The sequence below is a fragment of the Pseudomonas sp. FBCC-B545 genome, assembly GCF_059134095.1.
In genome coordinates this window covers 3,007,756-3,033,474 of the sequence record NZ_CP101441.1, presented here as the reverse complement: position 1 = coordinate 3,033,474, position 25,719 = coordinate 3,007,756, and the positions used below count along the sequence as shown (strand labels likewise).

The following is a 25,719-nucleotide window of genomic DNA, read 5'->3' as shown; positions in this document are numbered from 1 at the left end:
TCCTGCCCGTTCGTCTCTACTGAGCCAGTCGTCTGGCTTATGAAAGTTGTCATATCAATTCTGACGGCGCCGGTATTTTTATCCCTAATTACTAGTCCGACCATTTTAAAGACTCAAGTCAATGCCATCGACACCATTGGCATAAGTGAATTTTATACCGCTGCTATTAAGCACCGACGTATTGCCATCCTTGACACCGCGCAGAGCGAACGAGCCTGTTGCCATATTCAGCTCAATCAGCGGGTTTCCATAAGCGTCTACAGCAGCTGAGCGCAGACTCATACCGAGAACTATCTGCTCAATAAATGCCTTGCTGATAATCGCTGTATTAAATATGGCTTGGCCGTTTTCAATGACAAACATCGGATCAACCTTGCCGTCGATCTCGTTCACGACCGCCATCCGTTGAGCCATGATAAGGAACTCCGACTGCGACCCGTTTGAGCCGAAGGCGAGACCGGTAGTAACTCGCTTGCCGCCGACGATGGTTTGCGCCTGTAGCGTGACCTGGGCAGAAACCTTATTGTCGAGACCAACCACTGTCTCGCTCACCGATCTTACGGATGCACTCGTTTCTCCGATGCTCGACTGCAGCGTTTCGGAAACCTTGGCCTGGGCCTCGATTTCAGATGCGCGCACCTTCTTCTCGGTGCTGATGGCTGCGGTGGACTCCCATGCCTTGAGAGCGCCCGCCAAGTCGCCAGAACCATCGTCCCCACGAACGGAAGCCCGCAGCGCTTCATTGCTGGACGCCTGAGAGATGATCTTCCCGTCCAGGTTGGTGACTTTTGTATCAAGGCTGGTGAGCGCTTGAGCAGTGCCGTTTGCCTTTTGATCGACCGCCGACAGATCGCTGTTCAGTTTGGTGATCTGCGCTGCGGACGTCTCGCGGTTCGATGCAACCACCTGCTCCAGAACAGTCAGCGATGACTTGTTGTCGCCGACCTGCGCGCCCAGGGTGAGCAGCTGCTGGGCCATTGCATCGTTTTCGCTGGCTCGGGTTTTTCGCTCGACAGCAAGATCTGCTGTGGACGTCCATCCTTTAATCGCGTCAGCCAGATCGCCGGCGCCGTCACCACCGCGAGCAGCGGAGCGCAACGCCTCTACCGAGGTAGCAGTAGCCACGATTTGGCCGTCGAGTTCCTCGATCTTTGTCTCGATGATCTGCACCTGGGATGCCAGCGCGTTCGCTGTTTCCAGGATGGTGCCGATGTCTGTCCAATAGTCCGTGTCGGGCGGCGCCTCTCCCACGGGCACCGGGCCTTTTGCTTGGTAGAGACGTTGATCAAGCCGGACTATGTCACCCTTCAGATAAGGCTTCGCAGGATCGTAGGCGAGCGCATCGCTTACCTGCTTGATCAGATCTTCCAGTTCCTGCTTGGCTTCCTCGAGGCGTTCATTTACTGAGCCTGGGCCGTCGCCGGTGATCAGCTCGATCTCTTCCCGCAGACTCTGGTACAGGGCGCCCTTGCCGATCTTCTCGGCGTAGTACGCCTCATAATCGCTCTGCTTGCTGCTGGCCTGACCGTTGACGGCGCCGGGTACAGGGAAGAACGGGCCTACGTTGCCAGTCCGGTCGACCAGGCGCGCCCAGAAGAACAGACTCGCCCCTGCCAACAGGCTGTGCATTTCGTGCGAGGCCTGCGGGTAGCTGAAGTCGCTCAGCTTTATCGCGGTCGTCAGGTCTGCCGATTCGCTGTACCAGAGTTCCGTCCGCTGCGTGTCCTCGGCACCTGGTGGGAATCCCCATTGAATCCCGATGCCGTAGATCAGGCTGGTAGTGGTCAGGAACGACACCGCCGGCGGCAGGCCGGTCTTGCCTTCCAGGTTGGTCAGGCTGGAGTTCTTCCATATCGACGAGATTTCGAACGCACTCACCGCACGTACCCGGGCCAGGTAAGCACCTGAGTAGATGCCGGTGACGTCCACGCTCGTTGAGCCTGTGCGCTGCACCTTGATCCAGTTGCCGCTGTCCTTGCGCCACTCCACGTCGTAGGCGACGGCGCCAGCAACAACGGGCCACGAGATATTCATGGTGCTGATGGCAATACCCTGGTTCACCGCGTAACTCGACGTCAGGGTGACGCTGGCCGGCGGCGGTACCACGGTGATCGGGATAACGCTGATCGGGCGCTCTTCCAGACGAGCTCCCGTATCAATGTGCGCAAACTTGCTCGGGTCGTACTGAACAGCCGAGATTTCGAACACGCCAGGCTCTGGCCGGGCCACGCTGACCACTCGGTATTGTGGGATGGCCAAGTCGTCAGCATCCAATGCCCAGACCAGTTCCGGCTCAGGCGTCACGGAGTAAGCCACGGTAACCGTAACCTGCCGGCCACTGACCAGTTGCACGGTGCGCCCCTCACACTTGCCGTCTGGCAGGTTGAGGATCAGCCGGTCGCCGGGCTTGGCCCGGGTGTCGCGATCCAGCTTGATGACCTTGCCGTTTACCGCAGAGATACGCCCGCCCACGGGCCGGCCAGCCAGCAGTTCGTCAGCAATTGGGATCACGTAACCAGGCAGCGGAATACGGCCGTCCAAGCCGACCTTGAACGTTACGGCCCGGTCCTTGGAGTTAGTCAGCAACGCCCACTTACCGCGGCGCTGGGCCTCGGACTCACGGGTGCAGCCGATAGCGCTGATCTCCAGCGGGTTGTCACCGTAGCGCCGCTGCAGCTTCTGGTCTGTCACTGCGGTGACGTCCGTGTCGTAGTTGTTCAGCGGGTTGTCGTAGCTGACCAGTGCACGGGTGTAGCGGGTGCGCTCAGACGCGCTCGAGTAGGTGAACTTGCCGTCGAAGACGTTGGCCCGGGTATAGGCGAAGTCGAAGTCAGTGGCACGCGGCATATCCGACAGGGTGAAGACCTGGCCCTGGGCCCAGTAGGTCATGCCTCGGTAGATCGCCGAGATGTCACGCAGCAGTGACCAGGCGTCGGCTTTGCTTTGCAGATTCAAGCTGCAGATGAAGCGCGGCTCCTGGCCACCCTTTCCGTCCGGCACCAACTGGTCGCAGTATTGCGAGATCCGGTACAGCTCCCACTTGTCCACCATCCATGGCTTGATGCGCCGACCAAGGCCGAATCGGTCAGCGGTGGTGATGTCGTAGGTCATCCAGACAGGGTTGTCGGTCCATGCCTGCTTGAAGGTACCGTCCCAAACGCCACTGTACGAACGCGACACAGGGTCGTAGTTGCTCGGCACCTGCATCTTCTTCAGCTTGGTCTCGACCGTCACGGCCGGGATGCTGCGGAACTGTTCGGCTGAGAACTCAATGTAGAGCAGTGCGGTATTCGGGTAGCGGATCTTCGCGTCGATCACCTCGGTAAATCCGGCGATCTGCATGGTGTCCGAGATTTTGTTGTTGTTCTGGTTGAGCGTGATGCGGGTGATACGCATCAGCCAGCCGGTCGTGGCTTTGGGTAAGTCGATACGGCGCGTGCGCTCGTACACACTGGTGGTCTTGCCATCGACAGCCTCGCTCAGCACCTGCTGGTATGCGCCCCCATCAGTGGCCAGCTCAACCTTGTATTCGATCCTGTACCCATTGATGTTGCCCCCGGCGTCTACGGACTGGAGCGCTGGCCAGGCAAAGCGTACGCGCACGGCGGAAAGCTGGGTGTTATTGATCGCCCTAATCCAGGGTGTACCGCTGCGCAGCTCGGTGCTGATGGTGGTCTCGTTCTCGACCGACGGGATTCCCTGGATATAGGTCTGGTCCACGGCCCCGGTGCGCCACTCCCACTTCACGTTCGGGAAGTTCATGTTCCCCTGGGGGTCTTGCAGCGGAGTGTTGTCGAGGTAGATGTCACGGGCCGTTGGCGTCCCTTCGAACTCACCCTCGCCCACGGCGATCAGCATTTTGGCGATGGCGACCGAGCGCAGACTATCCGGGGCTTCTGTCGGCGTTTTTGGTTTCTCCTCGCCGCCCTTGGCGCCGTGGATGTCGATCTTGCTGTCGTCGCCCATCTTTTTCTCCAAGCAATAAAAAACCGCCTCGTGGGCGGCTGCGGTGCTGCAAATATTGGCTACATCTGGTCTTCGGCGTAGATAGCGGCGCTGATGATTGCCCCGCCCACCCGGCGCTTTCCGTAGCAAAGCGGTACCGGGTTGCCGGATGCGGTGGTGTTCTTCGCACTGCCGAAGGCGTAGCCTGGCGTGTTCTCGGGCGCGGCGCTGGTCTTGAGCCCGCTGGCCTGGGGGCTGAGCATTTGAATTACACCGCCGGCGACAAGGCCGATGCCCGCCGGCGCGAGATAAGGCGCGGTGACCGGGAATACGTAGGAGATGGCTAGCAGCACCACGCCAACAATCGTTTGAAGGATCCCGCCTCGCTTGCTTCCTGTAATGACTGGGGCGATTCGGATATCACCCTCGCCTCTGTAGCCGAGCTCCCCGGCGCCGATGTTCTTTCTTCCCCTGAAAACAGCGAATTCAATTCCCCTCGACTTCGCGTTTGACAAAAATCGCTCGAAACCAGGAATTTGCACGCAAAGCGCCTTGATTGCCTCTCCTGGCGTTCTAACCGATAACTTGAAGGACTTTCCAAACTGACGTAGTTGGCCAAAAAGCAGGACCGTGGTGAGAGGCTGATATTCGATTGCGAAAGCGGCCATTAAAAACTCCAGGCGTAAAAAAACCGCCCGTAGGCGGCTTGATGTAGTTGTTCGTTAAAGGCAGTCCCGGACTGCATTTTCAATGGCTGATCGACCGTAGCCGGGCGCCCAGGACAATCGCTGATACAGTGCAACGCTGCTGCCATTCGATGACCGATTAACCTCAAGAAGCTCCTCAGCCGTCGAGTCTGTTGCAACGATAAGCCTGTAACCCTTTTCGGTTTCAGTCATCGTGGCGCCTGAGCGAGCATCCTGCCATTTCGGCATCACGCAGAGAGCGTATTGCTTCGGTGCCTTACTCGACGACGCGTTGATGGACGCCCTTCCGCTTTTTAGGTCTCCAGGTGTGGTACACCCCCCCAGCATCGCCACCGCTACCGCCGCTATAAAAATCCGCATGTCGTTCCCTCTTTGGTTTGGCGGGACTGTAGCACTGGCAAGGAAGGAGGCACAGATGTAAGCCTACGGCTTTATGGAAAAATGAGACTTTGCAAGCCAATAATCTGCCCGCCATACCACTGTTATCGCCCTGCCTAATTATGGAATTTATGCCATAGTGCTCGCGCCGAATTTCGGTATTTCAGCTCAGACAAAGGAGAAGGAAATGAGCATAGAGGAAAAGCTGGAGTTTCAATTGGAAGCACAGAGAGGTGTCAATACAGCATTTTTGTCGATTGTTCGCGGCATGGCCACTTTAATGGCCGCTGAAAAATCACCACTACAACTTGAGGCCCTTAAGCAAATTTTCGCAGAGTATCAAGATCATGATGCAGGGTTTGCGAAGCTCAACGAAAATGAGTTACTTGGTTACAACGATATTTACGGCGTATTTCGCGAGTGCCTGACTAACTTTGCAGAAGGTAAGCTCAGCAGATCCAAAAGCAGCTGAAGTATTTTTGGGGGGGCGAAGAGCGCATCGTGCGCATAGCCAACTACCCAGTTCTGAAATAGGTTTAGTGTCGCCGTAAAGAGCAATCATGCAGCGGCACTAATCTATTTATCTCACCTAGCATTGGCGCAATATTAACCTAGCCCTCTCCGCCCAGGGCCCACCGTAGACGATGATCTCGGACGGCCTGCCGTATAGGTGGTGCAGCAGGAATGGGCCTGGACCGAACGTGCCCGACTCTTCGCCTGGTAGCGCAGGATCCGTGCCCAGGTAGATCCCGGCGTGGTTCGGGTGAACCGTTCGGCCAACCTGCATAACGATCATGTCACCGCGCTGAGGACTGTCTACGCGCACGAAGCCAGCAGCCTCGTATTGCTCTTCGTAGAGACTGGCGTTTTCTGATCGCTCCCACCAGCCATCGGCGCGCTGGAAGGCTTCAAACTCAAGCCCCCACTCGCGCTGATACCAATCTGCGCAGACCTGCCAGCAATCCCAGGCGCCGTGTACGAACGGGCGTTTGAGCAGCGGCGTGCTGCCGGTCGGCGTGATTGTTCGCAGGTCGCCCTCGGGCCAGGACAAAATGTGCCAGGGCAGCGCCGTGGCCTCGCACATGGCCAGGTCGTGAGGTGACGGCCGGCTGGTGGCGTCCGGGTGGGAGTGCACGATGCCGATCACCTCGCCCAGATCTTCCGCTGCAGCATAGTCCTCTGGATCAAGCCTGAACTCTTCGTTCGGCTCCATGGCGATGTTTCGGCAAGGGAAATACTTTTGCTTGCGACCGTTTACCAGCAACAGACCGCAGCACTCTTTCGGGTACTCGGCGGCAGCGTGCGCCTGGATCGCCGCAACGATGTGCTTGCGCATGGTCAGCTCCGGGCAATCAAGGAAACGGCAGGAAATCCACCGAATGAGTTTTCGTTGTTCTCACCGAAGCGCAGCTTGCAGGACGATAGGCAGCCCTTGCATTGGTCCCTGGCGGGGTCGGTAGTTGGGTTGTCCTCGTCGTCAAACATGGCTGGGCCGGTATAGCCGCAGTCCGGACCGCGGTAACCGTTGGTCATGGCCCAGTGGCAGAAGGTCGTCATCTGTCGCCCAGGCAATCCGTGGTTGTCGATCTCGCCCGGTGAGGACAACTCCCAGACCACCGCCTCGCCGTCCTCGCTGGTTTTCTGGTCGATGTACCAGATCTCCAGAGCTTCCTGGGTAGGGTCGGCAGTTGGGTTTCCTTCGGGGAAGTTGGCCGCATCCAGGTACTGGGCCAGGGTCTCGCGAACCGTCAGCTTGAACTTCAGCAGGTCCTCGAAGGCCAGGCACAGCGCTGTGACACGCCCATTGATGTTGCCGGCGGCGAACGTCGGGCGAGAGGCGGTGCCGTCGCTACTGGAAGAAATCCCTTCGATCTGAACTGGCCAGGCCGCGTACTCCTGGCCCTGCCAGATAATCGACTTGGCGGGCAGCTCATCATCCGAATGCTCGTAGGCCAGCAGTTCCTCGGGCGTGTGCGGAATCGCGTGCCCGTGAAATCGCAGGTAATCCGCGCCGTATTCGGTCCCGTCGACTTCAAACAGGCGAATCTCGCCGCCGGGCTCCAGTTTCTGGATGTCCGTGATCAGTGCCATGGGCGGTTATCTCAGGGATGAAAGGTTTGTTCGAAGGTGGCGGTGATGGCGTAGACCTGGCCCCCGCGGTGCACTGGCTTGTAGCCGTTGCACTTGTAGAGGCCAAGCTCACCAAGGGGCGGCTCCCAGAGGAAGCCCTTCGCCCCTTTGTGTCGGTTGATGAAGTCCATAATTTCCTTGATGCGCGGCTTCAGGCCGGTAAAAGTCACCGGCCACGATTGCGACCGGTTGTTGATCCCATCCTCGACCGACTGCTCGTAACCGTCGCCGAACTTCTTGGAGCGGACGCGCTGGGCTATATCGCCCTCCGCGCCCTTCTCCGTCGCCCAGGTGAATCGTTCGATAGCCATCATCGCCCCTTGATTGCTTTGTTGATGACTCCGCCCTGACGCATGTCCTTCGAGCGCAGTTCTTGATACTTCTGCTCTACGAAGGTCGCCAGCTCTTTGCCGAATAGGTCGTAGCCAGGTGCGTCAGCCGTGGACGATGCGTTTCCATCACCATCGATGTGCACCTCGACGTTGATTTGCGTTGCGCCAGCCCCGCCACCGCCCATAGCCATCACGCCCAGCTTGCCGCTCGACGTTCGGGTCAACGGCATGATCGCCTCTTCCCCGGCCTCGCCCATGACACCGGTTTTGCCGTTGGCCATACCGAACGCTGTTGGCTTGCTTACGATCGAGTTGGTGAAGGCGCCGCCGTCGGCGAACATCTGCACACCGCCCGACCAGGCGCCACCCATCGCCTGTGGGAAGTACGAGCCCGAGTACCCGCCAGCCGATGCGCCAAGATTCGACGATGCCGCACCAGCGGATCCCGCGGCCAGTCCGTTACCTCCAGCAGCGCTGCCACCAAAGTAGCTGGCCGCCGCTCCCACCAGGCTACCCAGTAACGCCGAGCTAGCCTGGCGGGTGGCAATGCGCGCCATGTCAGCCAGGATCGATTTAGCGAAGTCCGAAAACGACGCCTTACCGGTCATGGCAAAATTGACGATAGAGTCCTCCATGGAGCTGAAGGCGTCGCCGAAAAGGCTCTTGGTCTGGCCGGCGATATCCTTTGCCGAATCCAGGTAGTTTTCCCAGGCAGCCGTTGCGCCCTTCGTCCAGTCACCCTGGGCGTTCTCCACGTCTGCGTAGTTCTGACGAATCTGGTCGGTAGCGGCCTTGTTCGCGTCGGCGAGTGCCTGTGACTTCCGCTTGAACTCTTCCTCCGACATGTTCCGCGACGGATCAGAACGCTGGTTTTCCAGCTCCAGTGACTGCTGAGCAAACCTGTCTTGCTGGCTGTTCAACTGCCCGCTCAGTGCATTCTGTCGGTCACCCTGGCCGACGCCCAATACGGCACGCTGCCCGGCAAGCTCCAAGGCCCGCTGTTGCTGCCCCAGCGCCTGCACGTACGAGCTAATCGCCCTCTCCTGCTTGGCAAGCCGCCCGCTCTCGTTAGTCGCCAGCACTTCAAGCTGACTATCGGCATCCTTCTGCGCCTTGACCATGCCAGCGCGTGCGTCGGCGATCTTTTGGTCGAGCTGGATGCTTTGCGCCGCTGAGGTCGTCTTCTTAGCCTTGGATGCTTCCAGGGCTGATATCTCGGCCTCGTAGGCCGCCGTCACCTGGTCAAGCTCGTTGCCGATCAGCGCCTGGCGACGGAGCAGGTAATCTTCCTCGGACAACAGACCGGCCTTCTGCGCCGCTTCCAGTTCCTTCTGGTAGTTTTTGTAGGTGTCGGTGATGGCTGCCAGGTCGTTCTTGGCGTTGTTGAAACTGGTCAGGTCGACCTGAGTGCCGGCGGCTTTCGGGTCCTTGAACTTGTCGTTGATATTGGCAATGTTTTTGTCGACAGTTGCCTGGGCCAGGCGAGGATCGTTCGGCGCTACCTTGCGGATATCGTCGAGTTGTTTTTTATAGTCCTTGAGTGCGTCGGCCCGCTTTTGCTCATTCGTCCATGAGGACTTGGTGAGCGCATCAACCTTTTGCATCGAGGTGACAGCGGCTTGCTGGGCCTTCGCCTGATCGCCTTCCAGCTTTGCGATTTCAGCCTGCGCCGCCTTCTGGTCCTCAAGCATGTTCAAGCGGTTTTGATAGAGATCAATCATCTCCTGCTTGTTTTGGAATAGGCCAACGTCGCCGGACTGCGCACTCGCGAGGTCTCGGCGGGCCTGCTCAATGTCGCCACCGATATCCGGGCGCCCTATATTGCTTAGGCTGTCGGCAGCTCGCGCAACGGCGTTGTAACCTTTCTCCCAGAAACTCAGGTTCTCCAGGATCTTCGGCGTACGCTCGTTGATCGCGTCGGCGTACGACTCGGTGGCCAGCTTCACGGCGCCGGCGTGGTCGCGCTGCTCTTCCAGGGCGGCGATCTGCGAGAACACCGAGGCCGTCAAATAGTGGTACTGCTCGTTCAGCGCCGCGGATGCCTTAACCGGGTCGTCCGCCAGCTTCACGAACTCGGCGACTGTCTCGCTGACAGCTTTGCCAGTGGCTTCCTGCATCGACACGGCGGCTTGGGTGATGCTGGTGAAACTCTCGCCGGCAATCTTGCCATTGTCCGCCAACTGGGCCAGAACTGCCGCCGCCTGCCCGGTTGTGCCGACAGTCGCACTGACCTGGCGTGCCATGTCGCCCAATTGACCAGCGCTCACGCCAGCGTAGTTGCCAGTGAGGATCAGCGACTTGTTGTAGCTGTCCTGTTCTTCGCTGCCTTTGTGGTAGGCGTAGGCCAGGCCGCCCACGGCTGCGGTGGCCAGGGCTAGCGGCGCAAGGATAGCGAGAAGCCCAGCAGCACCTGCCCCAGCACCGGCGCCCAATTGAGCCACGGCACGCACGCCGCTGCCCCAGTCACCCGACGATAGCGCGTTACCAAGCTGAACAACGTTTTCCTGAGCCTGGCGGGTACCGAGGCGCAGCTTGTCGAAGCCGTTTGTAGTCTTTTCGAGCTTTGCGTAATCCTTGTCGATCTTGCCCAGGGCGCTGTTGTACTGATCCTGGCTGATCCGCCCCTCGTCCAGGTGCTTGCCCAGTTGCTCTACCTGGGTATCGAGCTTGGCGAGTGCCGCGCGCGCCGGATCAATCGCCCCCAGCAGACTGTTCAGCGCCTTCTGCTCATCCATCGCCGACTTGGCCAGGGCCACCTGCTGCTTGTCGAGCTGCGCGGAGATCTTCGCGGCCTCGGCCTCGCCATAGGCTCTAGTCTTGGTCAGCTTGGCGAGCGCGTCACGCTGCTTTGCCAGGTCCTGGGTGGTTTTGGCGTTAGTCGACAGCGACTTTTCCAGGGCCTGCATTTCGTTCATCAGCGAAACGGCGGACTGCTCGGCCCGGCCGCCGGCCTTCGCCATCTCATCCAGGCTCGTTTTCGCCTGGACTGCATCGGTCGAGTCGATCTTGACGCCGAGCTCTGCAATGTTCATCGACTCACCTTGAATAAGTGCCCGTCGCTACGGGCTGTTTTCCCTTTCCTCCGCCATAACGCGCAGGGCTTCGCCTTCCAGCACCTGAAGGTCAGGAAAGATTTCAGCGAGTTTCTTTTTCTTGATGCCGAGGAACCCGGCCACGTCGCGGATGCAACTGTAGTCGAGACCGATCGCGCCGCCGGCGCCTGCTCGCCACTGGGTGGACATGCGGTTGAATAGGAGGAAGGCCGGCCAGTTGCATGGCCACACCTCCACTTCTTCAACCAAGTCACCAGGGGCAAGGCCGAACATGCCGATAACCGCATCAGGCACGCTCGGCGAATACATCGCGCGGGCGGCGTCGGTCAGTTTCCCAGGCGGGCCTGGTTGTATGCACCCTCGTGAGCCTTAACGACAGCCTCGGCGGCCCCCTGGCAGGACTTCACGAATGCGACGATGTTGTCGTCGCTGTATTCGTCATCGAAGCCCCAGCCGACCACAAGATCTTTGATCTGCTGGGTTTGCTGCGCGGTATCCACGGCCACAATTTCCGACCAAGACGGCTTATCACCCAATGCGGCCTGTGCGTTCTTACGCTTTTCGTTCCATTCATCGAACAGAGCGGCAAGCTCGGCGCGATCGCGGTACTTGAAGGTGAACTCGACCTTTTCGGGCGTGCTACCGACGATAGGGATCAGCACGGGCGCAGTGAACGTCGCATTCTGCGCGATACGGATCTTTGCCATGAATTACACCACCGCAGTCAGGTAGCGAGTCGGCTCGGATTGCAGGGCCAGGCTGACGGTTCGGGTCAGGAGGTTGCTGCGGGACACGGCCGGCTGCTTGGAGAACGACGTGTAAGTGCCATACAGCAACATGTCGTTGCCTGGGAGATTCAGGCGCGCGGCTTCGATCTGCTTGCCGGCGTCAGCCTTCATCAGCACGCCGTTGAACGCCTGGGCCGGGTCATCCGCGATGGTCAGGGTCATGCTGGCCGCAGCCTTGTCGGTCGGGATCTGCTTGCCCTGGTCGTTTTCGAGAAACACCACATCCAGGTAGTTCTGGCCGCCGCCAGAGAAGGCTACATCGGTGATTTGCGGAATCTGAATCCAGGTCAGAATCTTGCGCATGGAGCCAACGCCGCCGGCCGCCGGGTAAATCTGCGTATCGGTGGTGTCGATGCCTTCCAGGGTGATCGCCGTTGCCGTGGCAGCCTTCACGCGCACTACCTTGCTGTCCAACTTGCTCCAGCCAGAGCTGAGCAGGACGATATCGCCCGCAGAAATGGTGCCGCCAACAACGGTAGCGATCGCCTCGCTCGCATTGCTGAGTGCGGAAAATGGCAGAGCCGCAGCGTACGTGGCGGCGTGCTGGAAAGTGCCGCCGTTCGGGATTTTGTAGCCCATGGGTATTTCCTCTTTGCAGATATGAAAAAACCCGCTCGATGGCGGGTCTTTGGAGTTGCCCAATGGGCGAATTTTTAGTTACTCAGGAATACGACAGTTTTCGTAAGCCTCAAGCGGCAGCCCAGACTTGGAACCAACAACTACGCCGGTAAGGCCGCAGGAAGGGCAGCAGGCATGCTTTTCCAGATACCACTTCGTAATTTGACTCGGCGTAGACCATTGCCCGCAGGCAGTGCAGATGCACCTTTCGCTGGCGCTAATCTCGTCTCGGTTGTTCCAGCCGTGATCGTCGGCAGATTCATCCAGCCACTGCAATCGTGCCTTTGTATCTTCATCCATGGTATCGCCCCTACCTACCCATATACGTGCATCGATTCTAGCGCGATGCCGCTCAATTGGTGTCGGCTCGATATAAGAACGAGACCGAGACGGTATAGGTGGAATCGCCGTTGATGCCTGGCCCAGGGTCAACTGGCGACATGGTTACCGCGGTGAGCGCAGCCTTAGTGTCCCTGGCGTATAGCGGGAACAGGGCCGTCAACTCGGCCACAATCGGGTTGGTTTTGGTCTTGCCGCTCCCCGCCGGCGCGATGATGCTGACCTGAAACACGCCGGTGTACAGCCGGTGATCGCCGCCGAGCGTGTTGCTCGCGGTGTCGCCTGGGATCGTGAACGCCCGCAGATACGTTTCGCCCGCCGCCGGCGTGTAGGCCGTGTTCTCGAAGACGATCTTCAGCTTCTCCGACCTGGCAGCGTTCCAGGCGATGAGCTTAGCTTCGTAGATCGAGGCGATGATTGCGTGACTCATACCTGGTTGTTCCTGATGGCCTCCAGCACGATCTGCTGAAAGCGAGCCACGGTGACCCGGACCATGCCGCCGGGGGCCTGAGTCGAATGGCCGAACTCCAGCGGGATAGCGTAGGGCAAGTTGTTGACGATGAAAGCGGTTTCGCCTGCATTGAACTCAATCGCGCCAGCCACCAGTCTTGCGGTCGCTGCAGCGCCTGTCGGATCGGGGTGAATGCGGATGCTGTTGTCGGCCGAGCCAATGGAGAGGTTCCAGTTCGCCCGGAATCGGCCGCCAACATAGTCCTTGCCGGCAACCAACCCATTCACATTGAAATTCTGGTCGCGCTCGGTCTTCGTCAGAGGCTTGGCGTATTTCACTCCACGCTTGAGGTTTCCCGCCTTTGTGAAGTTCGATTCGTTCAGGTTGATGATCGTGTTGCGGACCGCGACCTTGAAGTCGTAATCGTCGGCTGCCCGAGTGTTTGCCTGGCGGTGCGCGACGTTCGCCGCCCATATCTCAGGGTTGCCCACGGGAGACATGCGAATCAGGCTGCTGCCGATCTCGATGATGATCTCGCGCAAGCTGGCGTCTATGGCCTCACTTGTCTGAGCGGCGAACTCAGCCAGGCTCAGGGCGAAGCTGCCGGACTGGCCGGCACCCGCCCGACTCATGACCGCACCTGCAGTTCATACAAGATGGGCGTTCCGGCCGGGTTGATCTCTTTCAACGGTGGCACGATTGACCAGGTGCGGCCTTGGGCGACCACCTTGTCCAGCAATCCAGGAACCCATGCCAAACCCTGAGCGGCAATCTTCAGCTTCTTGTCGCCCTGCCTGATAAGGCTGTTGTTCTGGAATTCGATACCGGTGAAGTCGAGCAGGATGCCTTGGGCGATTTGCTCGACGGTCGCGCCCGGCGCTTCCCCGCCCGTCTCCGGGTCGTACTCGCCGGGCTCCGTCTTGCTGATGGTCACGGGCTGGCCGAACTCTGTGATCATCTCCAGTGCCATCACGGCCATTTCATCGTAAAAGGCCATGGTGGCTCCAAGTTATTCAGCCTGAGCTCAGGCCGCGGACGAATACTCAGTGAAGGGTTTTCACCGGTTCTGGCTCGCCTTTCATTTCGGCGATTCCCTCCCTCAGGATCATCCTCAGGTACTCCTGCGCGTCCATCTTCATAACTGCAGCTTGGACTTCGATTTCTAGCCACTGCTCGTCCGTGAAGCTCAAGCGCAATTTTTCGTCTTCGCTGCTCATTTTGGGTCACCTGACTGGATCAGATCACTTTATCAGGCCCGAATAGCAAACAGCCCGCGTTTTTGCAGGTAGTCGGCGAATTGCGTAGCGCTGGGTCGGTCCGGCGCCGCCGGCAACAGCCGACCGCTGGTGTTGGAGATCGTCGCGTACTCGCGAGTTACAGCGCCTTCGACGCGCTCCAGTGTTACTGCACCCTTGCGCTTGTCGATTGGGTCTATGTCGTCCTGATGGATCTCGGCAGCCAGCGCCATCTGCCCGTACTGAATGCGCGCTGGCAAGTAGTTGTTCGGCTTGATCTCGTGATCCAGCAGCACTTCCCTGCGCGGCCAGGACAGGGCCTGCTCGCTATTCGACTTGCGACCCTTCCAGGTCATGCCATCCATCACCAAGGCGGCCCGGCGAAGCAACGCCTCTTGCGCGGGAGCGCCCGCAGGGATGACCGTGCCGAATTTCGCGGCATACAGGGCCAGGTCCTCGGCGCTCGCGTAGCTTTCGGCGTCAGGCTTGCCGGTGCCGTCCTCGATGATGAGTGTCATGCGTCAACTCGCTGGAATGGTTTGAAAATTGGCCACCGGGTCGCCGGCAGCCAGCAGTATTACGCCTTGGGCAGCTCAGCGACGAGCTTTTCCAAGGATTCTTTGGAGGCGTTTGCCCGATACTGGACCTTGGCTTCGTCGAGCGTTGCTTTCAGCGCCGCGATTTCACCGGCCTCGTCAGCCGGCGGCGTGAGGGCAGACTTCTTGAGCGCTTCAACCTCTCCGCGAAGTGCGTCGACAGTCAAGGCCAGGTCGTCACGTTCAGTGGTCAACTCATCAACCGAAGCATGGACGGTGCCCAGCACGTCAAACAAGCGCAACGCCAGGTCGCCGGACTCTGGACGATGGATTTCGCCAGCTTCCAGGCCCTCAACAAGGATCTGGATCGATCCATGCTCAGCACGCAAAGCCGCGATCACCTTTTCCAGTTCGGCTTGATTGCCCGCACCAACAATTTGCACCCGTTTAGCCTCTTTCACCGACACGTCGATACCGGCCACTTCATACGCATCGACCACGCTCGGCCAATCGCCAATCACCAGCACGCTGGTCACACCAGCTTCAGGCTTATCGAAGTGTTCCGGATTGCGGTAGCGCTTCTCCGGGTCGAAGTCGTTGAGCTGGTTGCTGTAAGTCAATTCCATGTGTTTCTCCAGGGCGGCCATCGCTGACCGCTCGTTGAGTTCGAGGCTTAGCCGCCGGTGGCAGGAGGCGTTGCAGTGAGCGTGATCATCACGCCAGCGGTCACCTTGTTGCTGCCTGCGTGCTTGACCCAGTTGGCAGCAGAACCGACCGCAGCCAGGGTTGGGTTGGAACCGCCAGTAGTGGCTTTCCAGCTGTAACCCAGCACATCGATGTTCACGGTGCCTTCAGCGCGGTAGCCGATGCTCAGGTTTTCTTCGTCGTTCACTTCGTAGGACCGGAAGCCCGGCGCCTGCGACTCGGTGATGGTTACCGCGTTTGGCAGCAATCCGAAGATCACGTCCGCCGGCGCGGTGTCGGTCACCAGTACCGGCTTGCCCAGGGTGCCAGGCAAACCGCCATAGATCACGACGCCAGCTTCCTCGTAGATCTTGTTGGTGATGGCTTCGTCGACGATGTCGAAGTAGGCGCTGGAGTGCATGACCCAAAGGGCGATGCGGCCGAACTTATCGCCGAATTTGCGCATGCCACGGGTCAGCGTCTTCTTGCCGTCGGTTTCGATGTTGGCCGAGACCACCATGTCAGCGTTGGAGCCGATGGCAGCGCGCAAACCAGCGGTCGCATACTGGATGAAGCCTTCCAGGGTCGCATCAGCGACGTCGGCGCCGACGATCTGGGAGAACTCCTCGACCGGGCGACCGCGGCGTTTGAATGCCTCTTCGGTGGTCTGGTACGGTCCGTACTTCCAGGGAGCCTTGACGCCGACAGCTTCGCCGGCGGTGATCTTCTTGGCAGTTACCTTGCCGTCAGAGTTGACGTCACGGTGTTCCAGAGAGCCGTTCAGCTTGTAGAGGGCGCGCTTGCGGAAGTCACCTTCGATCAGCTCGTTGTCCAGCACCATTGCGCCGTTGGACGATGCGTTGAACACATCCAGGTTGTCCTGAACACGTTCCAGGTATGCGGTTTGCGCCTCATCGTTGTAGATGATCAGGTCGCTGTTAACGGTTGTAGCCATGGGTCAATCCCCTTACTTGGGCAATGCGAGATATGCGGTTTGGCCGTGCTTGCGCTGAAAGTCGCGCTTCTGCTCGGAGGTCATTTCGGAGCGCTTGAATGCAGCCTTGCCGCCACCCCCGCCCGGGGCAAATGTCCCTGAAGCCCTTGGCCACAGGTGAGGTGCGCTTTCACGCAGAGATTCCGCCCATTCGAGCGGAGTCAGAGGGGTCTTGCCATCTTTACCGAGGATGACCTGGCCGGATTCATCAACGGCGACGGCATCGCCATCTTCGTTAAGGGTGAACACGCCTTTGGCGCGCAGGATGATGTCGTCGGTTGCTTCTGGCAGAGCGCCGGCCTTCAGTGCGGCGCCGCGTACCGAGTCGCCCAGGACTTTGCCCTGGAACTTGGCGGCGAAGGATTCGGCCTTCTCGGCGCGCTCGCTGATGGCCTTCAACTGCTTGTCGTAGTCACCGCGCAGGCGCTCAGTGCGGCGGTTGAAGACCTCGTCCACCTTGCCCTCGGTCAGCAGCTTGGTTTCTTCGTCCTGGCCGGCACGACTGAGCAGGCCTTTGACGGCGTCGATGTCGATGCCTTCAAACCGGGTTTCGAACTGGGTCAGCTTGGTGGAGGTGTCCTTCAGCTTGCCCAGCAGTTCCGAGTTCTTGGTTTTCAAGCCGGAAACAGATGCTTCAACGGCAGTCGCGATAGCGGCCTTGATTGCCGGATTTTCCAGGTCGATTTCGTTTTCTTCTGCCACGTTTATGCACCCCTCGGGTATGTTTTGCCCACTTCGCAGGCAATAAAAAACCCGCCTTAGCGGGTTCGTTTTCAGATCTAGGTCGTTAAGATCAGTCGGCCTGATTACGATCTAATGAGCAATTCACGGTAAAGGAACCCGCATGACTAACAGACATCCACCCTCGCCAAGCTCAAAAAGCCGCATTCCCGAGGCGATATTCGCAGCTTGCATTGCCGCATTGGCGGCGATTTTTGTCGCGTTTCTGACATGGTATTCCGCAGAGCGAGCTTTGCGCCTATCCACCACAGAAAGCTGCATCAGGAAAATCGATCAACGAGAGGATGACCTTAGGGACAAAACCGGCAAGTTCCTGGCTCTGTATGCTGAGTGGCTTACGACTTCTGAGAATCCAAATTTCAATATCAATGACTACTACCAATCCGGCGGGAAGGCGATTGCCGCCGCTCAGGAACTTTCCGTTAATGCACCTCTTCGATTCGGATTGGCTGCGGTTATGGCGGGTGACTCCATAAGGCAGCGCATGACCGCCAAAACCGAAGAAGAAAAAACGGCCGTATTGAAAGAGCTCAAAAATCCCAACTATGATCTCTTTAAGTTTTTCTTTGATGAGCTCAACACCTTTGAAGAACAACGTGCAGCGTGCAATTCGCAAAGTTAGGTGATACCGGACTTCTCAAACGCCAGCGGCTCTAATCTCTTCATCTGCGCCAGGGTCAGCGGAGCGAAGTTGCGATCAAGCTGCAACTCAGTGAAGCGCTCGACGGTCAACCCGCCCTCCCGGAACAGCTTGGCCCGTACAGGTCCGATAGCCTCGTCCTGGAAGGATGCCGGTTGCTGTTGGAGCCAGTGGTAGTAGTCGAGGTCGGCACTTACCTGCTTGCCGCCCTCTGCGCCCACCGAGGCACGAGTGACTCCCTTGGCGAACATTGCGCTGAGCTTGGTCAACAGAATAAAGGTGGTCCGGCAGTTCGGGTGGAACGGCGGCCTTGGGCCGGAATCCACCGGAAACTTGCGCTTATCCATTGAGCGGCATTGCTGGCTGGTCTTGCTATCCAGCGTGGCCACCATTTGAATCTCTTCGACGATGTCCGTGTTGGCCTTGGCCACCGCTATGCGCGCCTGGGACGACACATGCTGAATAGCGGTGTGCACCACCGTGCTGGCATTGCGATTGGTCGTGGCAAGGATGCCGTCTTTATACCCTGCCGCCTTGGTGCCGCGAATGTTGCGGATGATCTGGAAGTTCGTCTGCCCTTCAAAGAAGCCTTGCCGAATGGTGCCGGTGACGCGCTCTCGCTCAGCGCCGGCCCAGCCCTTGATGAAGGCTTTCAACAGTTTCCCGCCACCGGTGCCGCGCACACTGAGCGGGTTCGTCAGCACTGCGGTGCGGATTGCTGCTGCCGTCGGCGCGACCACATCCAGTGAAACTCCAACCGGTGTCGACCTGGCAAGACTGGTCGCTTCGAACTCAGCCTCGTAATTGGCGATGTCCACCAGGTCGAGATTCAGTTGCGCGCTGTAGCGGTCGAAGATGCCCAGCAACAGGCTATCCACTTCCTTCAGCAGTGCTTCCAGACGTTCAACGTTGTACTCGGTCAGGTCCGACTGGGTAAGACGATCACGGATCGAGCGGTCAATCTCCTTGAGAAAGGGAGCGAACTTGCCCACCTCTCCGGCCTTTAGCTTTTCGAGGAAAACCGCGTGGCGAATCGTGGCATCAAGGATTGCTTGGTTTGCCGCCATTTGGTTTGTCCTCGTCATCCAGCCCCAGACCATCGCCCTGCTCTTCCAGCTCGCCGTCGATTTGCACGTCAGTGCGCTCTGGTGCGATCAATCCAAGCTTGCGCAGGTAAGCCCGCAAGTCAGCCTTGGCGAATCCGCCGTTCTGCCACAAGCCAACCAAGGCCGTGATCATCTGCGGATCAGCAGTGAGCTCGACGAATTCCTGATTAACTTGGTAGGCGACCTTCTTGTCGGCAATACCCATGTACATGCAGCACCACATAATGGCTCGCGTGTAGGCCTCGCTGACGTTGGCAACACAGCCTGCCAGGACTGATGTGGAGGCCGATTGATCACCGCGTGACTCGGTAGCGGTCTTGGTGGCAAGTGACGCCACCACCATCCGCGCACCCAGTTCGATCATCATCTGGTTCTTGTCAGCCATGGCCTCCTTGACCAGCGTATTCGGTGCAGGCTGGGCGTAGCCGAAAGCGCCTCCGACCGGCAACATCATCGGGGCTCTGGAACCGACATAGATGCCGTTTTCCTCCATCCAGTCGCGCCAGGACTCATCCAGCCCGCTGATCCATGGCTGGGCCTGACCGCACCAGAACACGCTGTCTTCGTAGTCGGCGCTGTTCCGGTAATGGCCCAGGTTGATCATAGCGATGTCGTAGAGAGGCGACTCATCGATGCTTGGGTCGTTGTTCTGTGCGCCGACGAAGGTGAACGGGATCTCCTTGAGGCGACCGGTTACGCCTTCGGGCTTGAACTCTTCGATGACCGCCAGCGGCCCGCCGCCTTTCGGACCGGATCGGCGCCAGACGCGGCAAACAAAGCCGTCATCCTCCAGCGCCAGTTCACGGTACTGCTCAGCTGTCTTGTAGCCAAAACCATCCGGTATCTCCGGCGACTCGCGCAGCACCACCAGCGTCAGCACGCTGTGACCGTTCACCATGCCCGTGCGCCAGTTGATGATGTCTTCGGCGCAATAGGACAGGATCACCGAGTGCCCGCCGATACCGTCATCCTGGTGATAGTCGATGTACAGGCCGTGTCGGCCAGCCTCCAGTACCTTTTCAAGCGTGCCTTGTGAGTGCTGGTAAATGCTCACCCCGGAGCCGTTGGCATTGTCCTGAAGGTATTCCAGCTTCTTCGGCACCGTGAGTGTCGGGTCTTTATGGAAGGCCAGGCCCAGCAGCCCGTTACGGGTGTGCCCGGTGGCGTTCTTGAACACCGCCCGCTCACGGTAAGCCCGGTTGCGATCCACGTTCTCTGGCGACTTGTCGTGTGCGTTGATGTAGGGCAGTCGGTCAACAACCCGGTGCTGGCCGGCGCAGACGTCGCGAACGGTCGCCCAACGGTCCAGCACTGCCGTGTATTCCGCCCGCTTGAAGGAGACGTCGTTGCTCATCGGGCGTATCCCATTTTGATAGCGGTGACCGGTTTGATGATCGGGTACTCGCGGTGGATGAAGTAGCCGCCGGCGTCGTTCGCGTGATCGATGCCTGCGGTTTTGTCTGGCTCCCCGTTTGCGCCCCACACCTGCTGCTCTAGGCCATCGGCATAGGTCGGACAGGTGAGCGAATTGACCAGGTAGCGGCGCTCGCCCTGCGCATTGCAGAAGACGGCGTTCATTGCGTTGATTCGATCTTTCACCGGCGGGTTTGCCGCTGGAGCGATGACCGAGAACCCGGCCTGTTTGAGCATGGCCAGGTCGGTAATGCTGGCGTTTACGGACTTACGTGAATCGCCCGAGGCATCCGGGTAGATCCTGATCTCGCAGGTCTTCTTGAAGTCGTTGCCGTCGTGCTGCCAGTAGCGCTCCTTGATGCGGCGGATCATGTCGGGCGTGTCGTAGCCGTCGATGAGCTCATCCACCGCCCTGGGCAGCCCCTGGTCACGCTTGACGTGTGTGATCGCGGCCATCTTGCCGACGTTGAAGTCCATCCCGATGAACAGGGGCTCGCCAGGCTGCACGGTGTCGAAGCATCCGTTTAGCTTGCGGTCGTAGGCGGTGTAGATCGTGCCGGACGTCAGGTTGACGAACTGTCCTTTGAGGTACGCCATAATCAGCTGTGGCGGATACGACTCCATCAGGGAGGCGATGTAGTCATCCGGCAAGTTCAGCTCATTGTCGAAGGTGCTGGCCTGCACCAGGCCATACATCTCCTTGAGCGAAGGCTTGTCGCGCAGCTGCTTCACGAACTGCAGGAAGACGAACTTGAAGCCTTCCGGCGTCGTCGTGACATCCACCCCGTTCTTCAGCCCGGGCAAGTTGTAGCGCATCCGGGCAATGATCTTGCGCCAGGCCTGCTGAGCCTTGACCGCGGTCAGCACGTCCAGCTCATCCACAAGGGCATGACCGATCTTGAAGCCGACGATGGTCTGCGGTTTCTCCATGGACCGGCAAATCACGGTGCCGCGATACTGCCGGCCGCTGTAGAGGTGAACTTCGTGGTTCGCCTGGTTGATCTTGGTCTTCAGCCCCCAGTCGTAGGCCACCTCATCCACGGTCGGATAGAAGATGTCCCGGATCTGCGGGTAAGTCGGTGCGAAGTAGCCAGCGTTAACGCCGGGCCACTCCATGAAGTGCTTGCTCAGTGCCGAGCAGCCCACCCAGGTCTTGCCTGAGCCGAACCCTGCGACGAACGCGCGGAATTTGTGGGGCAGCGTGAGGAACTGAGCCTGGGGAACGTTAAGGCTCGGCATTCGGCTTCCTCGCATCCACCACGTCGACCTGAATGCGGGTTGGGATCACTGGTTCGTCGCCGGCTTCTTCCTTCCTGGCCCGGTTAACGTAGATGTCACCGGTTTCTTTTGCAGCCTGCTCGAGGATCTGCATGGCCAGGCCGATATTCTTCATCGTCTCGGCCTTTTCCACGAAACGATTCATGGCACGGAGGCGGTAGGCACGGTTGGCAATCGGGATGTCTGCCGTCTCTTCGCGGAACCGCTTGCGGGTGTCATGGAACAGGGTTACCCACCTCTTTGCCAGGTCTCGCCCAGCACGCTTGGTTGGGTCTTGGGCCTCGCACTGCTGGCGGGTCACCTCGATACCGAATTCTTCTCGGACAGCTACTGCAACTTGGGAGGGAGTATCGAAGCACGCCAAGGCCTGAACCATGAAGCCTTTCACCTCATTGTTCAGGGCTGCCATAGGGTAAATTCCGTCTTAGGTCTGTCAGGGGTCAGGCCAATCTGAGCAGACAGGTTCCGCAGGCCCTCGATATGTTCAATTTCCCCACCTGAGCAGGACTGTTTGCAGCATCCACCAACGCTTGAACGTCAGGGCTTGCACCGTAGCGGCGGACCACACCGACGAACTCTTCCACGTCGTGGCCCTGCAGCTTGATCTTCGGTGCACCGTCTTGGGTGAATGCTGGTTGACCGTACTTGTCGGTCGCATGAGACAGGTGATAAAGCTCATGTTCGATCAATGCGCAGAATTCAAGGTCGCTGCATTGGGCGCAGTAGTCAGCCGCCAGGGTGATCATGAAGGCCGGTACATCGCCGAACCAGTCACGCACCTGTTGCTCCATCCGAGCTTTCTGCCAGCCGCCGGCGCGGAACGCTACCTGTTCGGCCTGGCCCAGGACTGTGCGCCCCTGTTTCTCGAAGCTCGACGAAGCCCACATCACACGGACGTCTGCATCCAGTAGGTGGGCATGGTCTTCGTTGTGAATGCTGCCGGTGTCGGCAAGGATCTCGGTTTGGAGCCACTCCCACACCTCTGGCGCTGGAGTGAGGCGGATGCCGAAGCCGCTCAGATCGGACAGCTCAAGCATTGACGCTGGAGGGTATGGCCTGCCCATGAATCATCCTGAAGTTGAAATTATGGAGTGTTACAGGTATTGGTGGCGGCTTTAAAAGTAAGGAAGCTCAATTCAATGCCCCGCACTAAATCCATCTGCCTTATCGCTCTTGCCACAGCAGCTCTTTCCGGGTGCGTTACTGCCCCTACGTGGACCAACCTCGGACCAGTTGATCTGGATGTCTCGAACGGCCGGACCGCCTGCCATATCGACGCGAATATCATCGATGGAGAGCGAGTTGAGGGCACACTCTGCTCCACCTACGAATCCGGTTTCTTTGGAGGCGGAGAACCAGAAATTTACTTCGCACCACAGAACCGCAGATTCATGCAAGAGCCTGCGAGCACAACCACCGCAGGAGTTGCTAAGGACTGGAAAGGGAAGAGAGTATTTTTACAATGCGACCCTACACTCGCCGCTGACGGCAAAACAGTTGAGAAGCGCTTTTGCAAGGTAACCATCAACGATCAATTGGTTGTTAGTGCAACCGTAAAATACGTGAAGTAAACCAAGCCTTCTCAAAATAAATGGACAATGACCCGACGTGATAAACGATCGATCGCTTCCCAGTCGGATTGTTTGATTGTCATGTCGTCTCTCTGATGCTTGAAATAGTGGCGCGTTGGCGGTTATAAGACCGCCCGATAACGCTATAGAGCTCAAGGTGTAGGAAATGGATAACCTGATAAAGCTGCGTATCGGGCTGACAATTGCGGCGGTTGTCGGGCTTGTACCAATCACCATCCTCTTCGCGGTCGGCGTAGTGGCGTTCTTTATTCCGCTCATTTTTGTCGCCAAGAGTACTCCGCTTGGGACGCTAGCACTTATAGGGGCAGCAATCGCCTCGGCATTCGCGATATGGTCGGCATGGAAGATCTATGCACTTTCAATGTCAGCGACACCCAATGTGCGCAACTCACGCTTGCTGGCATCGGGAGCGGTGATTGCAATGATTTGGGGCATTGTCCTCGCGTACTGGACGCGCGATCTGCCCGAACTCACATACATATTTCTTATGCCAGGAATAGTCTCGACCTCCATGCTCGCCCTTACATTGAAAAGAGGGAAGGCTTGAGGCGGGCGATGAGTTCGGTCAGCAATTTACCCTTCTGAATTTTCCACCAGCACATCAATCAGCTTCTGCTCGCCCAGGCGCATCGCACCGAGGCATTGCAGGTCGTCGCACTTAGGGCCGAGGCCGAACACAGCGACCTCACCCTTTGCGCCGATCAGCGTTAAAGCGCCCACGGTGCATTCAGGATGCTCCCCGGCATCGAGGTCATCGGCGATCTTGCGCAGGGTCTTGGCGGCGTCGCGCCAGTCTTCCCGCTTGAACTCCAGTACCTTGACGGTCATTCGGTCACCATTTGGTGTGTCTGTGCGTTGGCATGGCCGTGGAGCAATCCAACGATAAGGCCCTGGGGCAATCCGGCAGACTTCGCAGCGCCCACGGCATCAGCAATGGCCTTGTCGAGAGCGCTTACCGCAACGCTGATGTCCTGGCTCATCGGGAGCGCGTGGCGCAGGCGGGTTACGTTACTCATTGAATACCAGCCCCTCACCCATGCGGAATGTTTTGTTGGTGTCGGTATAGCCGCCACAGTAGATGACCCTGATGTCGCCCCATACAGGGTGGAAGTCGACCGTCTCACCATCGGTGGCCTTGATCGGCTGGTCGGCAACAACGGCGATACCGGCCTAGGCGTCACACCAGATCATGCGGGTCACAGGATGGCCGTCGATAATCACTTTTCGCTGGCCCCGGCCATCATCCGCCCAATGGACGTATTCGCCTGATTGGTCGCTCGTGTGTTGCGCCCTTCCAGCGGCTGAGTAAAGGCGAACGTCACGCCGTCATCCGGGCAGTAGGTCGAATAGGTGGCATTCTGAAGGATCAAACCGTCAACCAGTATCTGGGCAGCCGTGTCACCGTACTTGGCGATCAGCGCAGCTTTCAGGCCATCCGCAGACAAGGTCATTGTGATGTCGTTGAAGCGGATCAGTGGTGTTTTGGTGTCCATGAGCTATCCAGTGTCGCGGCGCAATTTGCTGACTCGCGAAACGTGTCGCAACCTATAAGATGAATGACCACGCCACCTCCTACTCGGCTACAATCCAACGTTATTCTAAAGGACTTGAATTAATGAATTTCAAATACATTCTGCTGGTGCTCGCGGCCGCTTCAGCGTCGGGATGTGGAACGATCAATACAACCTTTCGGAATGATGCCGTGGCGAGCAGCAAACTGGCTCGCTGGCACTCCCACTGCGACTCGGTGCCTCGAATCTACAGCGGTGCCATCTTCGATTTCTGCACCCTAGATGCGGAACCACGTAAAAGCACTGGTTTTGCCGGATACCCTGCTCCCGCATTGATCATTCTGGACATGGGAGCATCAGCGGTAATAGATACCGTCTTACTGCCTTACACCATCCACCTGCAAAACAAGCACGGTGATATCAAGAAGGCTCGTTACGAATAGCAAGGCAACTGATCCCAGGCAGGTCATTTTGCACCTGTCTCGGCTTCACATATGAGAAACATGTCGCGATTTACTTGCCTCGCCGCTTGACCCCGTCGGGCACCTTTTCACGTCCCATGCAATGCTCACAGTTCAGATGCCGGCAGAGCCAGGCTTTCACAGTCTGCCAGTAGGTGACCATGAAGATGTGGCGGGCGCCGGCCAGGGCCAGGGCGACATGCAGTGTCAGACCTGCAGTGGTCGGCCCGAAGAAGATGTTCTGACTACGCACCATTACGACGAAACCGGTGATGGAGATTGTCGAGTAGATCAGCTTCCCGAGGATGCCGTCCCTCACCTTCCCGCTCAGTACGCACCAGGCCGCCCAGGCGGCGATCAGGCCGCAGGCGATGGAGTTGATCAGTTCAAGATTCATGGTGGATTGCCTCCCCCGAACCGTTGGCGAATGAGCGCCCAGAGGTCAGCGGATTTGATGGCTCGATTGATGGCCGCCAGGAGCGAGCCGCCGAATGCACCAAGCAGGAAGCCGATACCGGCGACGATCTTCGGCTCGGTCACGCCCAAGTAGGTGCTGACCATGCTCGTCAGGTAGATCGAGCAGGCCATGCCGGTCACCAAGAACACCATCCAGGCTCGCCAGTCGGACAAGTCGTCCTTGTGCCACCAGCTCGCAACAACAGCCCCAATCAGGCCCGCAATTAATAATTCGAACCTGTCGATCTTGTCGAGCAGGCGCTGTAGAAACTCCATGCGCTCGACTCCGTGGGGCATGTTTAAAATAGGTCAGCCCCAGCAGCACTCCCAG

Annotated in this window: 33 protein-coding genes; 5 read left to right on the top strand and 28 right to left on the bottom strand. The window is 58.5% G+C overall.

Translation table 11 applies throughout. The features are described from left to right. Nucleotides 1-105 precede the first annotated feature (105 nt). Together NMB39_RS14140 and NMB39_RS14135 are read right to left on the bottom strand one after the other, a co-directional pair. Nucleotides 106-3,966 carry a TipJ family phage tail tip protein gene (locus tag NMB39_RS14140; protein ID WP_494339005.1) on the bottom strand — a complete coding sequence of 1,287 codons (3,861 nt, stop codon included), beginning with the start codon at nt 3,964-3,966 and terminating at the stop codon, nt 106-108. 59 nt (nt 3,967-4,025) lie between these two features. Beyond that, nucleotides 4,026-4,613: a tail assembly protein gene (locus NMB39_RS14135; RefSeq protein WP_494339006.1), complete on the bottom strand. Its 588-nt coding sequence runs from the start codon at nt 4,611-4,613 to the stop codon at nt 4,026-4,028. 604 nt (nt 4,614-5,217) lie between these two features. Between NMB39_RS14135 and NMB39_RS14130 the strand changes: the two genes are divergently transcribed. Beyond that, the gene (locus tag NMB39_RS14130; protein ID WP_494339007.1) at nt 5,218-5,502 is read left to right on the top strand and encodes a hypothetical protein; all 285 of its coding nucleotides are present in this window, start codon (nt 5,218-5,220) and stop codon (nt 5,500-5,502) included. Between the two features lie 117 nt (nt 5,503-5,619). On the opposite strand, the gene NMB39_RS14125 is transcribed toward NMB39_RS14130, so the two are convergent. From NMB39_RS14125 to NMB39_RS14050, 16 genes are all read right to left on the bottom strand, one after another. Further along, nucleotides 5,620-6,366, bottom strand: a complete 747-nt coding sequence (locus tag NMB39_RS14125) for a C40 family peptidase (RefSeq protein WP_494339008.1) — start codon at nt 6,364-6,366, stop codon at nt 5,620-5,622. 2 nt (nt 6,367-6,368) lie between these two features. Next, nucleotides 6,369-7,121: a phage minor tail protein L gene (locus tag NMB39_RS14120; RefSeq protein ID WP_494339009.1), complete on the bottom strand. Its 753-nt coding sequence runs from the start codon at nt 7,119-7,121 to the stop codon at nt 6,369-6,371. Between the two features lie 11 nt (nt 7,122-7,132). Next, nucleotides 7,133-7,471, bottom strand: a complete 339-nt coding sequence (locus NMB39_RS14115; protein ID WP_274354678.1) for a phage tail protein — start codon at nt 7,469-7,471, stop codon at nt 7,133-7,135. Beyond that, a complete protein-coding gene (locus NMB39_RS14110) occupies nt 7,471-10,524 on the bottom strand; it encodes a phage tail tape measure protein (RefSeq protein ID WP_494339010.1) in 3,054 nt (1,017 codons plus the stop codon). The genes NMB39_RS14115 and NMB39_RS14110 overlap by 1 nt, the downstream gene beginning before the upstream one ends. Nucleotides 10,525-10,551: 27 nt before the next feature. After that, nucleotides 10,552-10,854, bottom strand: coding sequence for a DUF1799 domain-containing protein (locus tag NMB39_RS14105; protein WP_122300144.1), 303 nt, complete (start codon nt 10,852-10,854; stop codon nt 10,552-10,554). Nucleotides 10,855-10,871: 17 nt separating this feature from the next. Next, a complete protein-coding gene (locus tag NMB39_RS14100; RefSeq protein WP_494339011.1) occupies nt 10,872-11,252 on the bottom strand; it encodes a phage tail assembly chaperone in 381 nt (126 codons plus the stop codon). Between the two features lie 3 nt (nt 11,253-11,255). After that, nucleotides 11,256-11,912: a phage tail protein gene (locus NMB39_RS14095; RefSeq protein ID WP_494339012.1), complete on the bottom strand. Its 657-nt coding sequence runs from the start codon at nt 11,910-11,912 to the stop codon at nt 11,256-11,258. A gap of 78 nt (nt 11,913-11,990) precedes the next feature. After that, nucleotides 11,991-12,251, bottom strand: a complete 261-nt coding sequence (locus tag NMB39_RS14090; protein ID WP_267864082.1) for a hypothetical protein — start codon at nt 12,249-12,251, stop codon at nt 11,991-11,993. Between the two features lie 52 nt (nt 12,252-12,303). Then, entirely contained in the window at nt 12,304-12,720 is a 417-nt protein-coding gene (locus NMB39_RS14085; RefSeq protein WP_494339013.1) for a phage tail terminator-like protein, read from the bottom strand. Next, nucleotides 12,717-13,373: a hypothetical protein gene (locus NMB39_RS14080; protein WP_076954204.1), complete on the bottom strand. Its 657-nt coding sequence runs from the start codon at nt 13,371-13,373 to the stop codon at nt 12,717-12,719. Before NMB39_RS14080 ends, NMB39_RS14085 begins: the two co-directional genes overlap by 4 nt. Then, the gene (locus NMB39_RS14075; protein WP_494339014.1) at nt 13,370-13,738 is read right to left on the bottom strand and encodes a hypothetical protein; all 369 of its coding nucleotides are present in this window, start codon (nt 13,736-13,738) and stop codon (nt 13,370-13,372) included. The genes NMB39_RS14080 and NMB39_RS14075 overlap by 4 nt, the downstream gene beginning before the upstream one ends. A gap of 46 nt (nt 13,739-13,784) precedes the next feature. Further along, nucleotides 13,785-13,958: a hypothetical protein gene (locus NMB39_RS14070; protein WP_494339015.1), complete on the bottom strand. Its 174-nt coding sequence runs from the start codon at nt 13,956-13,958 to the stop codon at nt 13,785-13,787. Nucleotides 13,959-13,990: 32 nt separating this feature from the next. Further along, complete coding sequence (locus NMB39_RS14065) at nt 13,991-14,494, bottom strand: DnaT-like ssDNA-binding protein (protein ID WP_494339016.1); 504 nt, start codon at nt 14,492-14,494, stop codon at nt 13,991-13,993. Between the two features lie 59 nt (nt 14,495-14,553). Continuing rightward, nucleotides 14,554-15,159, bottom strand: a complete 606-nt coding sequence (locus NMB39_RS14060) for a hypothetical protein (protein WP_494339017.1) — start codon at nt 15,157-15,159, stop codon at nt 14,554-14,556. A 26-nt stretch (nt 15,160-15,185) separates the two neighbouring features. Continuing rightward, nucleotides 15,186-16,151, bottom strand: coding sequence for a major capsid protein (locus NMB39_RS14055; RefSeq protein ID WP_194438079.1), 966 nt, complete (start codon nt 16,149-16,151; stop codon nt 15,186-15,188). Between the two features lie 12 nt (nt 16,152-16,163). Further along, entirely contained in the window at nt 16,164-16,892 is a 729-nt protein-coding gene (locus NMB39_RS14050; protein ID WP_494339018.1) for a hypothetical protein, read from the bottom strand. Nucleotides 16,893-17,034: 142 nt separating this feature from the next. Here NMB39_RS14050 and NMB39_RS14045 point away from each other — a divergent pair, with 142 nt between their 5' ends. Further along, entirely contained in the window at nt 17,035-17,553 is a 519-nt protein-coding gene (locus tag NMB39_RS14045; RefSeq protein WP_494339019.1) for a hypothetical protein, read from the top strand. On the opposite strand, the gene NMB39_RS14040 is transcribed toward NMB39_RS14045, so the two are convergent. From NMB39_RS14040 to NMB39_RS14020, 5 genes are read right to left on the bottom strand one after another with little or no spacing between them, the layout of a single operon-like run. Beyond that, nucleotides 17,550-18,638 (bottom strand): minor capsid protein, encoded by a 1,089-nt coding sequence (locus tag NMB39_RS14040; protein WP_494339020.1) that lies wholly within the window; start codon nt 18,636-18,638, stop codon nt 17,550-17,552. The genes NMB39_RS14045 and NMB39_RS14040 overlap by 4 nt on opposite strands. Next, on the bottom strand, nt 18,613-20,031 hold the full coding sequence (locus NMB39_RS14035; RefSeq protein WP_494339021.1) for a DUF4055 domain-containing protein: 1,419 nt from the start codon (nt 20,029-20,031) through the stop codon (nt 18,613-18,615). Before NMB39_RS14035 ends, NMB39_RS14040 begins: the two co-directional genes overlap by 26 nt. Next, nucleotides 20,028-21,329 (bottom strand): terminase large subunit domain-containing protein, encoded by a 1,302-nt coding sequence (locus NMB39_RS14030; RefSeq protein ID WP_494339022.1) that lies wholly within the window; start codon nt 21,327-21,329, stop codon nt 20,028-20,030. Before NMB39_RS14030 ends, NMB39_RS14035 begins: the two co-directional genes overlap by 4 nt. After that, a complete protein-coding gene (locus NMB39_RS14025) occupies nt 21,316-21,777 on the bottom strand; it encodes a DUF2280 domain-containing protein (protein WP_494339023.1) in 462 nt (153 codons plus the stop codon). Before NMB39_RS14025 ends, NMB39_RS14030 begins: the two co-directional genes overlap by 14 nt. 31 nt (nt 21,778-21,808) lie before the next feature. Further along, nucleotides 21,809-22,432 (bottom strand): putative metallopeptidase, encoded by a 624-nt coding sequence (locus NMB39_RS14020; RefSeq protein WP_494339024.1) that lies wholly within the window; start codon nt 22,430-22,432, stop codon nt 21,809-21,811. A 75-nt stretch (nt 22,433-22,507) separates the two neighbouring features. On the opposite strand from NMB39_RS14020, the gene NMB39_RS14015 reads away from it, so the two are divergent. After that, nucleotides 22,508-22,939, top strand: a complete 432-nt coding sequence (locus NMB39_RS14015) for a hypothetical protein (RefSeq protein ID WP_494339025.1) — start codon at nt 22,508-22,510, stop codon at nt 22,937-22,939. A 166-nt stretch (nt 22,940-23,105) separates the two neighbouring features. Next, entirely contained in the window at nt 23,106-23,507 is a 402-nt protein-coding gene (locus NMB39_RS14010; RefSeq protein ID WP_494339026.1) for a hypothetical protein, read from the top strand. Between the two features lie 26 nt (nt 23,508-23,533). On the opposite strand, the gene NMB39_RS14005 is transcribed toward NMB39_RS14010, so the two are convergent. From NMB39_RS14005 to NMB39_RS13995, 3 genes are all read right to left on the bottom strand, one after another. After that, nucleotides 23,534-23,788 carry a hypothetical protein gene (locus NMB39_RS14005; RefSeq protein ID WP_494339027.1) on the bottom strand — a complete coding sequence of 85 codons (255 nt, stop codon included), beginning with the start codon at nt 23,786-23,788 and terminating at the stop codon, nt 23,534-23,536. Continuing rightward, nucleotides 23,785-23,976, bottom strand: a complete 192-nt coding sequence (locus NMB39_RS14000; protein WP_068967234.1) for a hypothetical protein — start codon at nt 23,974-23,976, stop codon at nt 23,785-23,787. The genes NMB39_RS14005 and NMB39_RS14000 overlap by 4 nt, the downstream gene beginning before the upstream one ends. 201 nt (nt 23,977-24,177) lie before the next feature. Then, complete coding sequence (locus NMB39_RS13995) at nt 24,178-24,453, bottom strand: hypothetical protein (RefSeq protein ID WP_068967235.1); 276 nt, start codon at nt 24,451-24,453, stop codon at nt 24,178-24,180. Nucleotides 24,454-24,575: 122 nt separating this feature from the next. Between NMB39_RS13995 and NMB39_RS13990 the strand changes: the two genes are divergently transcribed. Further along, complete coding sequence (locus NMB39_RS13990) at nt 24,576-24,914, top strand: YceK/YidQ family lipoprotein (RefSeq protein ID WP_068967236.1); 339 nt, start codon at nt 24,576-24,578, stop codon at nt 24,912-24,914. A gap of 70 nt (nt 24,915-24,984) precedes the next feature. Here NMB39_RS13990 and NMB39_RS13985 read toward each other — a convergent pair whose 3' ends face one another. Further along, complete coding sequence (locus tag NMB39_RS13985; RefSeq protein WP_068967237.1) at nt 24,985-25,329, bottom strand: hypothetical protein; 345 nt, start codon at nt 25,327-25,329, stop codon at nt 24,985-24,987. Next, entirely contained in the window at nt 25,326-25,664 is a 339-nt protein-coding gene (locus NMB39_RS13980; protein WP_068967238.1) for an MFS transporter, read from the bottom strand. The genes NMB39_RS13985 and NMB39_RS13980 overlap by 4 nt, the downstream gene beginning before the upstream one ends. Nucleotides 25,665-25,719: the final 55 nt, after the last annotated feature.

What these genes read in the sequence shown, in the direction of transcription:
- NMB39_RS14140 (WP_494339005.1), bottom strand. Translation starts at nt 3,966, where the DNA reads ATGGGCGACGACAGCAAGATCGACATCCACGGCGCCAAGGGCGGCGAG.
- NMB39_RS14035 (WP_494339021.1), bottom strand. Translation starts at nt 20,031, where the DNA reads ATGAGCAACGACGTCTCCTTCAAGCGGGCGGAATACACGGCAGTGCTG.
- NMB39_RS14015 (WP_494339025.1), top strand. Translation starts at nt 22,508, where the DNA reads ATGCCCCGCACTAAATCCATCTGCCTTATCGCTCTTGCCACAGCAGCT.
- NMB39_RS14090 (WP_267864082.1), bottom strand. Translation starts at nt 12,251, where the DNA reads ATGGATGAAGATACAAAGGCACGATTGCAGTGGCTGGATGAATCTGCC.
- NMB39_RS13980 (WP_068967238.1), bottom strand. Translation starts at nt 25,664, where the DNA reads ATGGAGTTTCTACAGCGCCTGCTCGACAAGATCGACAGGTTCGAATTA.
- NMB39_RS14095 (WP_494339012.1), bottom strand. Translation starts at nt 11,912, where the DNA reads ATGGGCTACAAAATCCCGAACGGCGGCACTTTCCAGCACGCCGCCACG.
- NMB39_RS13990 (WP_068967236.1), top strand. Translation starts at nt 24,576, where the DNA reads ATGAATTTCAAATACATTCTGCTGGTGCTCGCGGCCGCTTCAGCGTCG.
- NMB39_RS14115 (WP_274354678.1), bottom strand. Translation starts at nt 7,471, where the DNA reads ATGGCTATCGAACGATTCACCTGGGCGACGGAGAAGGGCGCGGAGGGC.
- NMB39_RS13985 (WP_068967237.1), bottom strand. Translation starts at nt 25,329, where the DNA reads ATGAATCTTGAACTGATCAACTCCATCGCCTGCGGCCTGATCGCCGCC.
- NMB39_RS14025 (WP_494339023.1), bottom strand. Translation starts at nt 21,777, where the DNA reads ATGGCAGCCCTGAACAATGAGGTGAAAGGCTTCATGGTTCAGGCCTTG.
- NMB39_RS13995 (WP_068967235.1), bottom strand. Translation starts at nt 24,453, where the DNA reads ATGGACACCAAAACACCACTGATCCGCTTCAACGACATCACAATGACC.
- NMB39_RS14020 (WP_494339024.1), bottom strand. Translation starts at nt 22,432, where the DNA reads ATGGGCAGGCCATACCCTCCAGCGTCAATGCTTGAGCTGTCCGATCTG.
- NMB39_RS14040 (WP_494339020.1), bottom strand. Translation starts at nt 18,638, where the DNA reads ATGGCGGCAAACCAAGCAATCCTTGATGCCACGATTCGCCACGCGGTT.
- NMB39_RS14000 (WP_068967234.1), bottom strand. Translation starts at nt 23,976, where the DNA reads ATGAGTAACGTAACCCGCCTGCGCCACGCGCTCCCGATGAGCCAGGAC.
- NMB39_RS14005 (WP_494339027.1), bottom strand. Translation starts at nt 23,788, where the DNA reads ATGACCGTCAAGGTACTGGAGTTCAAGCGGGAAGACTGGCGCGACGCC.
- NMB39_RS14060 (WP_494339017.1), bottom strand. Translation starts at nt 15,159, where the DNA reads ATGGCCGCCCTGGAGAAACACATGGAATTGACTTACAGCAACCAGCTC.
- NMB39_RS14120 (WP_494339009.1), bottom strand. Translation starts at nt 7,121, where the DNA reads ATGGCACTGATCACGGACATCCAGAAACTGGAGCCCGGCGGCGAGATT.
- NMB39_RS14110 (WP_494339010.1), bottom strand. Translation starts at nt 10,524, where the DNA reads ATGAACATTGCAGAGCTCGGCGTCAAGATCGACTCGACCGATGCAGTC.
- NMB39_RS14075 (WP_494339014.1), bottom strand. Translation starts at nt 13,738, where the DNA reads ATGGCCTTTTACGATGAAATGGCCGTGATGGCACTGGAGATGATCACA.
- NMB39_RS14135 (WP_494339006.1), bottom strand. Translation starts at nt 4,613, where the DNA reads ATGGCCGCTTTCGCAATCGAATATCAGCCTCTCACCACGGTCCTGCTT.
- NMB39_RS14080 (WP_076954204.1), bottom strand. Translation starts at nt 13,373, where the DNA reads ATGAGTCGGGCGGGTGCCGGCCAGTCCGGCAGCTTCGCCCTGAGCCTG.
- NMB39_RS14130 (WP_494339007.1), top strand. Translation starts at nt 5,218, where the DNA reads ATGAGCATAGAGGAAAAGCTGGAGTTTCAATTGGAAGCACAGAGAGGT.
- NMB39_RS14085 (WP_494339013.1), bottom strand. Translation starts at nt 12,720, where the DNA reads ATGAGTCACGCAATCATCGCCTCGATCTACGAAGCTAAGCTCATCGCC.
- NMB39_RS14030 (WP_494339022.1), bottom strand. Translation starts at nt 21,329, where the DNA reads ATGCCGAGCCTTAACGTTCCCCAGGCTCAGTTCCTCACGCTGCCCCAC.
- NMB39_RS14010 (WP_494339026.1), top strand. Translation starts at nt 23,106, where the DNA reads ATGGATAACCTGATAAAGCTGCGTATCGGGCTGACAATTGCGGCGGTT.
- NMB39_RS14070 (WP_494339015.1), bottom strand. Translation starts at nt 13,958, where the DNA reads ATGAGCAGCGAAGACGAAAAATTGCGCTTGAGCTTCACGGACGAGCAG.
- NMB39_RS14105 (WP_122300144.1), bottom strand. Translation starts at nt 10,854, where the DNA reads ATGTATTCGCCGAGCGTGCCTGATGCGGTTATCGGCATGTTCGGCCTT.
- NMB39_RS14055 (WP_194438079.1), bottom strand. Translation starts at nt 16,151, where the DNA reads ATGGCTACAACCGTTAACAGCGACCTGATCATCTACAACGATGAGGCG.
- NMB39_RS14065 (WP_494339016.1), bottom strand. Translation starts at nt 14,494, where the DNA reads ATGACACTCATCATCGAGGACGGCACCGGCAAGCCTGACGCCGAAAGC.
- NMB39_RS14100 (WP_494339011.1), bottom strand. Translation starts at nt 11,252, where the DNA reads ATGGCAAAGATCCGTATCGCGCAGAATGCGACGTTCACTGCGCCCGTG.
- NMB39_RS14125 (WP_494339008.1), bottom strand. Translation starts at nt 6,366, where the DNA reads ATGCGCAAGCACATCGTTGCGGCGATCCAGGCGCACGCTGCCGCCGAG.
- NMB39_RS14045 (WP_494339019.1), top strand. Translation starts at nt 17,035, where the DNA reads ATGACTAACAGACATCCACCCTCGCCAAGCTCAAAAAGCCGCATTCCC.